The sequence below is a fragment of the Sphingobacterium sp. genome, assembly GCF_039596235.1.
Classification (GTDB): Bacteria; Bacteroidota; Bacteroidia; order Sphingobacteriales; family Sphingobacteriaceae; genus Sphingobacterium.
This window is the reverse complement of record NZ_JBCNKE010000010.1, coordinates 164,355-178,160: the sequence shown is the minus strand read 5'-3', so window position 1 is coordinate 178,160 and position 13,806 is coordinate 164,355. Positions and strand designations below refer to the sequence as shown.

At 39.7% G+C, this 13,806-nt stretch carries 9 protein-coding genes; 4 read left to right on the top strand and 5 right to left on the bottom strand.

Features of this window, described 5'->3' with window-relative positions; genetic code table 11:
* Nucleotides 1-63: 63 nt before the first annotated feature.
* The 4 genes from gyrB (at nt 64) to ABDW32_RS19690 (ending at nt 8,205) form a co-directional block, all read left to right on the top strand.
* Nucleotides 64-2,022: a DNA topoisomerase (ATP-hydrolyzing) subunit B gene (gene gyrB, locus ABDW32_RS19705; protein ID WP_343565513.1), complete on the top strand. Its 1,959-nt coding sequence runs from the start codon at nt 64-66 to the stop codon at nt 2,020-2,022.
* 215 nt (nt 2,023-2,237) lie between these two features.
* Nucleotides 2,238-4,220, top strand: a complete 1,983-nt coding sequence (locus ABDW32_RS19700; protein WP_343565511.1) for a hypothetical protein — start codon at nt 2,238-2,240, stop codon at nt 4,218-4,220.
* Nucleotides 4,217-6,307 carry a ComEC/Rec2 family competence protein gene (locus ABDW32_RS19695; RefSeq protein ID WP_343565507.1) on the top strand — a complete coding sequence of 697 codons (2,091 nt, stop codon included), beginning with the start codon at nt 4,217-4,219 and terminating at the stop codon, nt 6,305-6,307. Before ABDW32_RS19700 ends, ABDW32_RS19695 begins: the two co-directional genes overlap by 4 nt.
* Nucleotides 6,304-8,205, top strand: coding sequence for an ATP-dependent DNA helicase RecQ (locus tag ABDW32_RS19690; protein WP_343565505.1), 1,902 nt, complete (start codon nt 6,304-6,306; stop codon nt 8,203-8,205). The genes ABDW32_RS19695 and ABDW32_RS19690 overlap by 4 nt, the downstream gene beginning before the upstream one ends.
* Here the strand turns inward: ABDW32_RS19690 and ABDW32_RS19685 are convergent, their stop codons facing one another.
* The 5 genes from ABDW32_RS19685 to mltG all read right to left on the bottom strand — a co-directional run bounded on the left by ABDW32_RS19685 (nt 8,206) and on the right by mltG (nt 13,722).
* Nucleotides 8,206-9,045, bottom strand: coding sequence for a sulfurtransferase (locus ABDW32_RS19685; protein WP_343565503.1), 840 nt, complete (start codon nt 9,043-9,045; stop codon nt 8,206-8,208).
* A 99-nt stretch (nt 9,046-9,144) separates the two neighbouring features.
* Nucleotides 9,145-11,076 carry a 30S ribosomal protein S1 gene (gene rpsA / locus ABDW32_RS19680; protein WP_286589947.1) on the bottom strand — a complete coding sequence of 644 codons (1,932 nt, stop codon included), beginning with the start codon at nt 11,074-11,076 and terminating at the stop codon, nt 9,145-9,147.
* A gap of 228 nt (nt 11,077-11,304) precedes the next feature.
* Complete coding sequence (locus ABDW32_RS19675) at nt 11,305-12,273, bottom strand: YihY/virulence factor BrkB family protein (RefSeq protein ID WP_343565497.1); 969 nt, start codon at nt 12,271-12,273, stop codon at nt 11,305-11,307.
* Between the two features lies 1 nt (nt 12,274).
* Entirely contained in the window at nt 12,275-12,682 is a 408-nt protein-coding gene (locus tag ABDW32_RS19670; protein ID WP_343565495.1) for a thioesterase family protein, read from the bottom strand.
* Complete coding sequence (mltG, locus tag ABDW32_RS19665) at nt 12,682-13,722, bottom strand: endolytic transglycosylase MltG (protein WP_343565493.1); 1,041 nt, start codon at nt 13,720-13,722, stop codon at nt 12,682-12,684. Before mltG ends, ABDW32_RS19670 begins: the two co-directional genes overlap by 1 nt.
* Between the last annotated feature and the right edge of the window lie 84 nt (nt 13,723-13,806).

Genomic DNA, 13,806 nt, shown 5'->3' with positions numbered 1-13,806 from the left:
CTCTAGACTTGATAAATCGGCCAAAATTTCGTATTTTTGGATATTACATTTAACAGTTTTTCAATGAGCGAAGAAAAGAAAAATGCATCCACCTACTCGGCCGATAATATTCAGGTATTAGAGGGTTTAGAGGCGGTTCGTAAGCGTCCATCCATGTATATTGGTGATACCGGTGTAAAGGGATTACACCATTTGGTATACGAGGTTGTAGACAATTCAATCGACGAAGCTGTAGCAGGATACTGTACAGATATCTTTGTTACTATCCATAAAGACAATTCAATTTCTGTTCGGGATAATGGTCGTGGTATCCCTACCGGAATCAATAAAAAAGAGAATAAATCAGCGTTGGAACTCGTAATGACGGTTTTACATGCTGGTGGTAAGTTTGACAAAGATACCTATAAGGTGTCTGGTGGTCTACATGGTGTGGGGGTATCTTGTGTGAACGCATTGTCTACACTTTTGAAAGCTGAGGTACACCGCGACGGAAAAATATACCAACAGGAATATGAAATCGGTAAACCATTATACGATGTAAAAGAAGTTGGTGTCTCTGATAAAACAGGTACAATTGTAACGTTTCATCCGGATCCGACGATATTTACGCAGACTACCGTTTATAATTACGATACTTTGGCCAATAGGCTTCGTGAGCTTGCGTTCCTGAATAAAGGGGTAAGCTTAACTTTGTCGGACGAGCGTGAAACCAATGAAGACGGTTCTGAAAAGAAAGAAACATTTTATTCTGAAGGCGGTCTGAAAGAATTTGTTAAGTTCTTGGATGGCACACGCCAGGCATTGATTCCTGAACCGATCTATGTAGAGGGCATCAAACAGGGGATTCCTGTAGAGTTAGCCTTACAATATAATGATACCTATTCCGAGAACGTCCATTCGTATGTTAATAATATCAACACGATTGAAGGAGGTTCACACGTTGCAGGTTTCCGTAGAGGGTTGACACGTACCCTGAAAGCATATGCTGATAAATCAGGTTTACTTAAAAACCTAAAAGTCGAAATTACAGGGGATGATTTCCGCGAGGGATTGACTGCTGTCATTTCTGTGAAAGTTGCAGAGCCTCAATTTGAAGGCCAAACAAAAACCAAATTGGGTAACTCTGAGGTAATGGGAGCTGTAGACGTGGCTGTTGGTGAGATTTTAGGTGTTTACCTTGAAGAAAATCCACGTGAAGCGAAAGCCATTGTTCAAAAGGTTGTCATCGCGGCCCAAGCACGTGCAGCAGCACGTAAAGCACGTGACCTGGTACAACGCAAAACGGTCATGGGCGGTTCTGGGCTTCCGGGTAAACTGGCCGATTGTCAGGATAATGACCCTACCAAATGTGAGATTTATTTTGTCGAGGGGGATTCTGCGGGCGGTACAGCGAAGTCTGGCCGTGACCGAAAACACCAGGCTATTATGCCATTAAGGGGTAAAATCCTGAACGTTGAAAAAGCAATGGAGCATAAGATCTATGAAAATGAAGAGATCAAAAATATGTTTACTGCCTTAGGTGTAAGTGTTGGTACTGCCGAAGATGCTAAAGCACTGAATCTTGAGAAATTGCGTTACCACCGTATCATTATCATGACCGATGCCGATGTGGATGGTTCTCACATTACAACATTGATTCTGACATTCTATTTTAGATATATGAAAGAATTGATCGAAAGAGGATATGTATATATCGCGACTCCGCCGTTGTACCTTGTGAAAAAAGGGAAAGAGCATGAGTACGCATGGAATGAAGACCAACGTATTAATGCGATCCAACGCTTAAAAGGAACAGGTAAAGAGGATAGTGTACATGTACAGCGCTACAAAGGTCTAGGTGAGATGAATGCGGAGCAGTTATGGGATACGACAATGAATCCTGAAACACGCACCTTGCGTCAGGTAACTATCGAAAATGCTGCTGAATGTGATCGTATTTTCTCGATGTTAATGGGCGATGAAGTAGCACCGCGCCGTGAATTTATTGAGAAAAATGCGCGTTACGCAAAAATTGATATCTAATACCAATTTTATAACGAACATAGAAAGGCCTGATGAATTTTTCATCAGGCCTTTTTTTATTTCGTTTTATTTTCTAACTTAATCTAGAGGAATCTAGCTTTCTGCCGGGATAGGTGTTTCTTCAACCAACGGATAACCAATATTTAATAAAACCTATTATGAAATATTGTAGCAAAATTTTGCTCTTTATAGGTTGTTTTATTGGGATAACCTGTATGGCGCAAACAAATGAAAAAATCAGCCGCGAAGAATTATTTGAAAGCTTATCGGAGGAATTGCCCGAAGACACTGATTTAAGTGAATTAAGTGAAAAATGGCAGTATTATCTCAAAAACCCAATCGATCTGAACAAGACTGATGGGGCCGAACTAATCGAATTACAATTTATAGACCCCTTGTTGACGCAGCGATTGATCGAACACCGTCAGGTTTCGGGTAACTTTATAAATGCCTTAGAGATTCAGTCCATAGCGGGTTTTAATGCACGGCTCGTATCCTTATTGCTACCTTTCGTTAAGGTAGGAGAAGCTAGTCCACTTACAGGAAGCAAACTCAAAGATGTATCCCACGAGTTTATATTGCGTTATGGACGCAGCCTGGAGCAAACAAAAGGATACCAGATTACAGATACGACAAGAGCTCGGTACTTGGGAGACCCCAATCGATATGCTATTCGATACCGGGCTAATCTAAAAGATAAAATCCGCTTAGCGATTAATATGGAAAAGGATGCCGGTGAGCCATTTTTTAGGGATAAGCAAAAATTAGGATTTGATTTTTATGGAATAAGCCTGATCGTTAAATCGATCGGTCCTATTCGCAATCTCGTCGTTGGGGATTATGCATTACAATTTGGTCAGGGGCTCAGTATGTGGAACGGTTTAAGCTTTGGCAAGGGTGGACTGGTACAAAACACTGCCCGGCAGGGCATCGGTGTAAAGCAATACACCTCTTTAAACGAGGTTAATTTTATGCGCGGTATTTCAGGCACTTGGCAGTTGCAGCGATTTGAGGTCACTCCCTATTTTTCTTACCGGCCCATTGATGCCAATGTAGCCGATGATACAGTAGGGGAGAGAGTAATTAAGACAATTGCGCAGTCCGGACTGCATCGAACAGCAACAGAGCAGCGCTACAGAAATGCTGCACATCAAATGACCTATGGACTAAATGTTCTTTGGCGATACAATCGTTTCAAGATTGGGATTCACGTCAATCAGTCCCAATTGGATGCGATTAGGCTCCAGGGGACAAGCAAAAGACAGCAGTATGATTTTGAAGGTAATGTATTGCAGAATATAAGCCTGTATACGAATTATACGTTCCGCAACGTTCATCTCTTTGGAGAGTATGCCAATAGCCTAGACGGAGGATCAGCTATGCTATTGGGATCAATCGTTAGTTTACATCCAAGACTCTCTACTGTTGTTCTGGTCCGGAACTATAGAGAAAACTACCATACTTTTTATGGGCAAGGTTTTGGGGAATCGGGCAATACCTCAAATGAAGAGGGTGTTTATGGAGGACTTACCTATCAATTGGCGAGAAAATTAGTTTGGTCCGGTTACATGGATATCTTTCGGTTTCCGGAAGCTAAATACCAAGCGGATACCGGATCTGTAGGAGCAGATTTTTTTAGTCAGCTCAGTTATATCTGGTATAAGAAAGGACAACTCATTTTAAGGTATAGAAATCGATTAAAGCAGACGAATTATATCGGGCAGGGACAAACTGAATCAGGATTGGTAAATAGTTCAAAGCAGCAGTTACGCATAGAATTTCAATATAAGCTGAATGCTATTTGGACGATCCGGTCCCGGGCTGAAGCGAACCTGTTCAAGAGGGAATATGAGGACAATAGCCTGGGCTATCTATTTTATCAGGATGTTTTCTGGAAGCCTGACATAGGTAAGATTCAGCTAAATGCACGGATAGCCTATTTCCAGACCGATACTTATGATAATCGGTTTTATGCCTACGAGAATGATGTGTTGTATGCTTCAGGATTTGGAATGTATCATACAAAAGGATGGCGTACCTATGTGAATTTGAGATATAAAATAAATCGTAATCTCGATATATGGACAAAGTATGGGGTTTATTATTATCCGGATAAAGATACAATAGGTTCTGCTTTGGAGGAGATCAGCGGTAACAGAAAGTCCGAGATCAGGCTACAGTTGAGATGGCAACTATGAAAGATTTGAACTTTTATCAAAAGCTGGAGCGAATTCCGATATTGAAGATTACTTCTGTTTATATTATCGGGCTCTTTGCAGCACCGCTGCTAAAGTTTTCCCTCCAATGGTTTCAATACCTGGAGTATAGCCTATTCCTATTCGTGGGGTTTACTCTTTGTTGCTATCTACTCAAAAAAACAGTATTTAGATATGGCTATATTTTCGGATACTATGTGTTGGTTCTGCTATTTGGCACATGGCAATTTTGGCGTAGTAACCCATTGTATGTTAAAAATCATTTTTCGCATTTTCAGCTGGATAGCTATGTTGTCGATATTATTGATGAACCTAAAACAAAGGCTGATATCATCCGATTCGAAGCTGAGGTAACTGGCGGTTTTAGGCAAGGAACTTTTATCCCGGCTAAGGGCAAGATCATGGTTTCGTTAAAATCGAAATTGAAAAGCCAGTTTCAATATGCTGATCAGCTCTGGGTAAAGGGCAATATGGTCCGTGTCGCCCCACCGTTAAATCCGCTGGAGTTTGACTATAGAGAATACTTGGAAAGAACTGCTATCTACCATCAAATTTTCGTGGATACGGATAACTATATGGTAGTTGCAAAAGGATTTTCAAAATACAACGCTATTAGAGGTATGGCGCTGGAGGCTCGCGGATATTTTTTACGAAAGCTACAGCCTTACTTCCGGAAAGAGAAGTACTTTTCCATCGCAGCTGCTTTGTTATATGGTTTTCGTAGCGATATTGATGAGGAAACCCTAAGAGCATTTACAAATACGGGCACCATACATGTATTGAGCGTTTCAGGAATGCATGTGGCTGTACTTTTCGGTTTTTTGTCATTGGTTTTTAGATTTGTGACACTGCGTCCTATGTTGCGCTGGTTACCTTTTGTAATAACATTTTCCGTTATTTGGCTATATGCTTTTATTGCAGGGTTGGATCCGCCTATTGCGCGTTCGGCTATTATGATCAGTTTTGTTTTATCTTCGCAGTACTTTAAACGAAATAGCTCATCGCTCAATGCCTTGGTAGCAGCTGCAACCGTGATTCTGCTCTGCTCTCCCAGGGCGCTTGGGGATGTCGGATTCCAGCTCTCCTTTTTGGCGGTTTTAGGCATGATATTGTTTTTGCCCATTTTTGAAAAAATTATTGTGGTAAAAAAGCCGTTGATGCGTTTCTTTAGGGACGCAGTGAGTATTTCTATTGCCGCGCAGATTTTGACGACACCACTGACACTCTATTATTTTGGCCGGTTTCCCACCTATTTTTTATTGGCTAATTTACTTGTTGATTTCCCTTCAACATTAGCGATGTATCTGGGCTTTGTGATGACGGTTAATCCTATGGACTGGCTCAATGAGATCCTGGGAATACTTTTGGAAAATTTAATCGGATTTATGCTTTATTGTCTGCAATCTGTTGATAGTCTTGCCTTTTCAACGATCAAAATCAATATCATTGACCATAGCGTACTTTATCTTTCCTATGCTGCCATTTTTTCCTTTTTATATGCTTATCAATGGAAGGACTATAAGTATCACTATTTGGGGCTTTTTTGCGTCGTAGGAATGTTGATCATAACTATCCACGGTCAGGTTATCAACAGGAATATAGAGCGATTTCGGGTATATAATACGAGAAATGAGTTGACCATGGCTTATTTTAAACATCAACAGGCTGTTATTTACAGCACTTTTGATTCCTTGAATCATAAAGCCCTACAATATGCTTGTGGCCGGGAAATCCAGGTGCTGACCACAGAGGATAATGTTCAATTTATTCCGTTGAGAGATGCAGGTAAAAGAGTGAATTATTTGATCGCGTTGCCAATAGGAAAAGTAATTATTATGGAACATTTTGAGGATGTATTACCAGCAGCGGATCTACTGATTGTCAGAAAAAATGCCATTCAAAAATTAGCTGCTGCAGTATCCACCATTTCACCCAAACAGGTTATTCTCGATGGCTCCAATTCGTTGAAGAAATCATTCCGTGCAAAGGTCATACTGGACAGTCTGAGGATAAAGAATTATATCATAAAAGATAATTTTGCGTATGTTTGGGATAAGGAGAGCTTATGACTTTAGATAGCATATCAATCTTAAGACAATATTGGGGTTTTGAATCCTTTCGGCCATTGCAGGAAGAAATCATTCAGTCGGTAATTTCTGGTAAAGATACGCTTGCTTTATTACCGACAGGAGGGGGGAAATCCATTTGTTTTCAGGTACCGGCGTTGATGATGGAGGGAATTTGCATCGTGGTAACACCACTGATCGCCCTGATGAAAGATCAGGTAGAACATTTAAAGAAAAATGGTATCCAGGCTGTTGCCATTTATTCGGGGATGAAAAAAAGAGAAGTGGATATCACCTTAGATAATTGTGTCTATGGAAAAATAAAGTTTCTTTACCTTTCTCCAGAACGTTTATATAGTGATCTTGTTAGAGAGCGGATCCGGTTTATGAATGTTAATCTGTTTGCCATAGATGAAGCGCACTGTATTTCGCAATGGGGATATGATTTTAGACCACCCTATTTGGAGCTGGCCAAACTCAAAGAGCTTCACCCTAAAGTACCATTTTTAGCACTGACCGCAACAGCGACCCAACGGGTTATTGTCGATATACAACAGAAACTCAATTTTCCAAAGCAAAATGTATTTGTCAAAAGTTTTCTTCGGGACAACCTGGCTTATATGGCGATTGAGGAAGAAGATAAAATGGGACGGATGCTGCGTATTATTCATAAGTTGGGTGGATCAGGCATCGTATATGTTCGAAATCGAAGAGAGACGCAGGAAATAGCCCGTATTTTAATCAACAATGGAGTTGCAGCTGATTATTATCATGCAGGATTAGCAGGGCATGAGCGGGATCGTAAGCAGGATGAATGGATGTCGAATGCTGTACGTGTAATTGTTGCTACAAATGCTTTTGGTATGGGAATCGATAAACCCGATGTCCGCTTTGTCATTCACCTGGATCTGCCTGATTCGCTGGAAGCATATTATCAGGAAGCCGGTAGGGCAGGGCGTGATGGTAAAAAAGCTTATCCGGTTATTCTTTATCAAAAGAACGATGAAAAAAAACTAGTCGATACGTTGGCCGCCAGTTTTCCAGATGTTCCTTTCATACAGCAGACTTATCATTATTTATGTAATCATTTCCAGATTCCGTACGGCGCGGGAGAGGGGCTTACGGTAGACTTTGATGTGGTTACCTTTGCTAAGAAATATCAATTGCCTTTGCTGCCGGTAATGAACGCATTGAAGTTTTTGGAACGTGATAGCTGGTTGACATTGTCAGAAGCAGTGACGATACCCTCACGTTTCAAATTTGAAATTGACAGCACAGAGTTGTACAAGGTTCAGGTGCAATATGCCAAATATGATAAATTGATCAAAGCAATTTTACGTACCTATGGCGGCGTTTTTGAGAACTATATCCTAATTAACGAATACGAATTTGCGAATAAACTTGGCATTCCATACCATCGGGTGGTAGAGCTTCTCAAATCGCTGGAAGCATTGGAAATAGCAAGTTATCTCCCTGCTACAGACGCTCCGCAGTTGACTTTTTTGCAAAATCGCGTTGATTATAAACATCTGCATATCGATCATATTTTCATCCGGGATCGTCATCAAGTGAAAGAGGAGCAGGTCAATGGAATGATAAATTACTTAGAACAAGCAAATTGCCGTAGTCAGTCATTATTGCTTTATTTTGGAGAGAAGAATGCTGGTTTTTGTCAGGTATGTGATCTATGTTTAATACGCATACACAAAGAAAACCAACGTGCTCAAATCAAGGAAGAGATAAAGAACAGTTTGCTGGCCGCATCTAAAAATCTTCACGATCTTGTTGATAGTTTAACCCTTGGAACTGAAAAAAGAAGAATAGAGGTTATCCGGGAACTACTGGATGCCGAAGTAATTCGTTTAGAGGATAAACTCTATTCCTGGAATACGGTATTTTGATTATTTTTCTATTGGAAGATTAAGTTCTTCACGACCCCATTCAGACCAGGATCCATCGTATACACGTATGTTTGTATGACCTGAAATATAGGATGCAAAGGCCAGGATAGAAGCGGTCACCCCCGAACCACAGGAAAATACATATTCCTTTCCTGTTGTTTTGAATTGATCAAAATGCTGCTTGAGTTGGTCAACGGGTTTATAGTAAATACCGTCAAGCAATTCTTCGAAAGGCAAATTTTTGGAATGGGGGATATGCCCGCCGTTCAGTCCTTTTCGGGGCTCGGCAACTAAGCCGATAAATCTTCCTTTACTTCTGGCATCGAAAATGCTTATAGCTGATGACTTATAGTGTGCCAGGATATACTCCTTGTCAGCATACAGGTTTTTCTGAAAATGTGCTTTAAAGTTCCCCGTATTATGCTGCTGCTTATAATTATCTGCTAGTTCAAATTTGTTTTTTTTCCAGGCGGGTACCCCTCCATTTAGAATATACACCTGATCAAATCCCATCACCTTAAACATCCACCAAGCACGGGGGCTGGAATATACCCCCCATCTATCATATAAAACTACGATGCTGTCCTGATCAATACCCAAGGCTTGGGCTTCAGTTTCAAATACCTGTTCTGATACCAGTGTATGTGGTAATTTAGCTGTATGGTCAGAAAACTTTCCTTCGATATCAAAAAATAATGAATTTGGCAGCAATTCTAATTTTGAATCTTTTAAGGATTGGCCGACCTTATCGATGGTGCAGTCTAGTAGGATCACATTGTCGTCTTTTGTCAATGTATCCTGAAGTTCGGATGGATTAATTAAGGCTGATCTGAATGACATAACAATTATTCTTATGTATACAAAATTACAAAGCAGACCTTTAAAAACAAAGCGGCTGTCCTTTTGGAACAGCCGCTTTTTATGGATTGAAAATACTAATTACTTAGCGTTTTTGTCATTTTCCATTTGCTCTTTCAATTGAGCTAACACGTCTAAGTCGCCTAAAGTAGATTTTTCAACAGAATCTTTTACTTTTTTAACAGCTGAAGACTCAGCTTTAGCGTCTTTTTTACGGTTGTTAGACTCTTCTTTGCGAGCTTCTTCTTTCTCTTCTTCCCAGATACGAGAGTGAGAAATTACCAAACGTTTGTTCTCTTTGTTGAACTCGATGATTTTGAATGAAGTAACTTCATCAACTTTCAATGAAGAACCGTCTTCTTTAACAGAGTGTTTAGAAGGACAGAAACCTTCAACACCGTATTGTAAAGCAACGATATCACCTTTGTCACCAACTTTGATCACAGTACCTTCATGGATAGAACCTTCAGTGAAGATTGTTTCGAAAGTATCCCAAGGGTTTTCTTCCAATTGTTTGTGACCTAAAGATAATTTACGGTTTTCTTCATCTAATTCTAATACAACTACGTCTAATGTTTCACCAACTTTAGTGAATTCGTTAGGGTGGTTGATTTTTTTAGACCAAGAAAGATCAGAGATGTGGATCAAACCGTCGATACCTTCTTCTAACTCAACAAATACACCGAAGTTAGTCATGTTTTTAACAACAGCTGATTGTTTAGAACCTACAGGGTAACGCTCAGTGATGTTTTTCCAAGGATCTGGAGTTAATTGTTTGATACCTAAGCTCATTTTGCGCTCGTCACGATCTAAAGTTAAGATCTGTGCTTCGATCTCGTCACCAACTTTTAAGAACTCTTGTGGAGAACGTAAGTTTTGAGACCAAGACATTTCAGAAACGTGGATCAAACCTTCAACACCAGGGATGATTTCTAAGAAAGCACCGTAATCAGCAACTGTTACGATTTTACCTTTCACTTTAGAACCAACTTCTAATGCTGTATCTAAAGATTCCCAAGGATGCTCAGATAATTGTTTCAAGCCTAAAGCGATACGTTTTTTCTCATCATCAAAGTCTAATACAACAACGTTGATTGTTTGATCTAGAGATAAAACTTCTTTTGGATGCTCGATACGGCCCCAAGAGATATCTGTGATATGTAACAAACCGTCAACACCACCTAAGTCGATGAACACACCGAAGTCAGTGATATTTTTAACAGTTCCTTCTAATACTTGACCTTTTTCTAATTTAGCAACGATCTCAGATTTTTGGTTTTCTAAGTCGTTTTCAATTAACACTTTGTGTGATACGACAACGTTTTTGAACTCGTGGTTGATTTTAACAACTTTGAATTCCATTGTTTTACCTACGTATACATCGTAGTCACGGATAGGTTTGATATCGATTTGAGATCCAGGTAAGAATGCTTCAACACCTTTGATGTCAACGATAAGACCACCTTTAGTACGGCTCTTAACGAAACCAGTAATGATTGCATCATTTTCCAATGCCTCATTGATAGCTTCCCAAGATTTTTGAGTTTTAGCACGTTTACGAGAAAGTACTAATTGACCGTTAGCATCTTCTTGAGATTCAACGAACACGTCAACTTTATCACCAATTTTTAATTCTGGTAAGTCGCGGAATTCGGATAAAGAAACTAAACCGTCAGATTTGAAACCAACATTTAAGACAACGTCTTTGTTGTTGATAGAAACGACAGTACCTTCGATAATTTCACCTTGGTTAACTTGGTTGAAAGTATCAGCGTATTGTGCTTCAAGTTTAGCGCGTTCAGCATCGCTATAATTTCCGAAACCTTTGTCATTTGCATCCCAGTCAAATTCACCTTCTGGTGTGATCCAAGTGTTTGATTTGATTTCGTCGATTAAGTTTGAATCAGCTTCTGATTCAATTTTTTCAGTGTCTTTCACTACTTTAGTGTCAGCACCTTGTAGCTCTGCGTTTTTCGCTGCTAATTCTTTTTCTGCTTCTTGTTTTTTTGCCATTAATTAATTTTCTCCTTTTTCCTACGTTGTAGGAGTTGCAAAGGTACAAAAAAACTTTTAATGCAAAATTTTATTTTTCTTATTTTATTGAAGGACTTTCAGTTATAGCTTGCTGTCGAATAACCTGACCGCAGAGGGTAGGGCAGCTTTTTATTGACCAGTGAGCGAGATAAGCCCCTTTGGTCTGTTTTATCTGTCAAAAAATCGCCCTTAAAACACAGTTACAACCTATTCGCTGTTTTTTTTAAATGAGTTGAAAATCCGTGGTTTGGCAATTACGATGGTTTGTTTGGACAATGCTATTGCTGCATTCAATTCATAGCCCAACAATAGTATCAGCGTATTGAGGTAGATCCATAGCATAATGACGATCAGCGTTCCGATTGACCCATATAATTTATTGTATGCACCGAAATGATTAATATAGAACGTGAAAATCGAGAAGGTCAAAATAGCCAAAATCGTGGCCATGGATGCTCCTGGGCTAAACAATTTCCATTTGTTAGATGTGGAAGGCCCAAACTTATAGATGCAGCTTACCGTAAAGAAATAGATAGCAAAGATAATAATCCAGCGTGCAAGCTTTAACAAGGTCGCCCACATGCTAGATTTAATACCAGTAGTTTCTTTAAGATAGTCGATCGTTATACCCGCGATGGTAAATACGGTCATCCCGACAGTAAGGGCGAATATAATCAAAAAGGCCAGTGTTAGCGCAATGAGTCTTTTTTTTACCCAGGGTCTTTTTTCCGTCATTAAGGAAGCTTTATTGAATGCATTCATTAAGGATGCCATACCATTTGTCGCAAAATATGCTGCGAAAAGAAAACCGAAGGAGAGGAGCCCTCCGTTCTGGTTTTTAATGATATCCTCTAGGGTAGTTTCGACGACAAGGAACGCATTTTTTGGAATCACTACCGCCAAAAAATCCAGTAATTGTTCCTGAAAGTTGTTGATCGGAATATAGGGAATTAATGTAAATAAAAAGATGATGCCGGGAAATATGGCCAACAAAAAGCTATACGATAATGAGGAAGCCTTACTGACGATTGAATCCCTGGAGAGTTCCTGAAAGAAGAATACGGCCACAGTATAAAGGGGAAGCGAACCAAAGCCTGGCAACACAACCCCTTTGCTCCATTCGATTAATCTAAAATAAGGTTCAAAATTTAATAGCCATTGGTGGAATTTCCCCATATCAATTAAAATATTTACTCATCTTATCCTGGAAGATCTGGGGCGGCATGCAAGGCTTGTTCTTTTCCATATTAACAAACACCAATGTTGTCTCGCCTTGATTAAGCAATTCGCCACTTTCGTTAAAAAGCTCATATTCGAAAATAATACGGACCGCCGGTTTCTTACGAATCGTTACCCGGATCGTTATCAGGTCATCATATTTGCCCGGTTTGAAATACCTTGTTTTCATTTCTGTGACAGGTAACATGACGCCCATTTCTTCCAGTTCTTTATAAGATATACCTGTACTTCTCAGCATTTCAGTTCGCGCTATCTCGTAAAAGGCTGCATAATTGCCATAATAAACATAACCCATTTGGTCTGTTTCGGCATAGCGGACGCGGATTTGATGGTCAAATACAAACATTATTTCTTGATATTTCTGGCGTCTAACGCTTGTTGGAATTTTCGTGCATTGACCAGATGTTCTGCTTCTGTTTTTGCAAAATTATGATAACCCGAGAAATCATCCTTTGCACACATATAGATATAATCATGTTGCTTGAAATTCAGAACAGCATCAATGGCAGCAATGCTCGGGATCGAAATAGGTCCCGGAGGCAAGCCTCTATAGATGTAGGTATTGTAAGGATTATCTGTTCTTAAATGTTTATTTAGAACTCTTCTGATCGTAAAATCATTGTTTGCAAAGATCACTGTTGGATCAGCCTGCAAGAGCATGCCTTTTTTGAGACGATTTAAATAGAGGCCGGCAATCATGGGCATTTCGTCCTGGTGCAGAGCCTCTCCTTTAACGATAGAAGCCAAAGTGCTAACCTGTTGTTGGGTTAGGTTAAGTGCTTTTGCCTTAGCAACGCGATCTGCATTCCAGAATTTTTTCCATTCATCATCAAAGCGGGCAATCACCTTTTCTGGACTGGTATTCCAGTAGATTTCGTAGGTGTTTGGAATGAAAATTGAAATCAGGTTCTCTTTGGTAAAACCAAACTTTTGAGCAGTGGCTTCATCATTCAGTATGGCAATAAATTGTGCAGAATCAGCCTCAAAGTTTTTGCCTAATAATGCGGCCATATTTTCTTTTAGTCGGACATTGGCAAATCTAAACTTCACGGGTTCCTGATAGCCGCCGATCAAATTACCGATCAGACGCCGATTGTTCATTCCCGGACTTAATAGATAACGGCCCGGTTTTACATTTTGTTCGTACTTTTTATATTGTGCTGCACGTTCGAAGGAAGCGATATCATCCAATAGACTGGAGTCTTGAATCGATTTGAGAACATCTTCGTATTTAGCGCCTTCATGAATGTAAAGGTATTTTTTCTCTCCAGAAACGTTTGAGGCAAAGAAAGCCTTATAAAATGTCCATGCAAAATACCCGCCTACAAGAATGACGATTAATGCAACAATTTTTAACCAACCTGGTATTCCTTTTTTATTTTCCATCAGAATTATTTTTTAGATCTATGATGAAACCTTCATGGACATAGACTCATCATTTATATAAATGATCTATGCTCATGAAGGCTT

Bases quoted from the DNA above. Each gene is read 5' to 3' on its own strand.
- ABDW32_RS19695 (WP_343565507.1), top strand. From the start codon at position 4,217: ATGAAAGATTTGAACTTTTATCAAAAGCTGGAGCGAATTCCGATATTG.
- ABDW32_RS19690 (WP_343565505.1), top strand. From the start codon at position 6,304: ATGACTTTAGATAGCATATCAATCTTAAGACAATATTGGGGTTTTGAA.
- rpsA (WP_286589947.1), bottom strand. From the start codon at position 11,076: ATGGCAAAAAAACAAGAAGCAGAAAAAGAATTAGCAGCGAAAAACGCA.
- ABDW32_RS19685 (WP_343565503.1), bottom strand. From the start codon at position 9,045: ATGTCATTCAGATCAGCCTTAATTAATCCATCCGAACTTCAGGATACA.
- ABDW32_RS19675 (WP_343565497.1), bottom strand. From the start codon at position 12,273: ATGGGGAAATTCCACCAATGGCTATTAAATTTTGAACCTTATTTTAGA.
- gyrB (WP_343565513.1), top strand. From the start codon at position 64: ATGAGCGAAGAAAAGAAAAATGCATCCACCTACTCGGCCGATAATATT.
- ABDW32_RS19700 (WP_343565511.1), top strand. From the start codon at position 2,238: ATGGCGCAAACAAATGAAAAAATCAGCCGCGAAGAATTATTTGAAAGC.
- mltG (WP_343565493.1), bottom strand. From the start codon at position 13,722: ATGGAAAATAAAAAAGGAATACCAGGTTGGTTAAAAATTGTTGCATTA.
- ABDW32_RS19670 (WP_343565495.1), bottom strand. From the start codon at position 12,682: ATGTTTGTATTTGACCATCAAATCCGCGTCCGCTATGCCGAAACAGAC.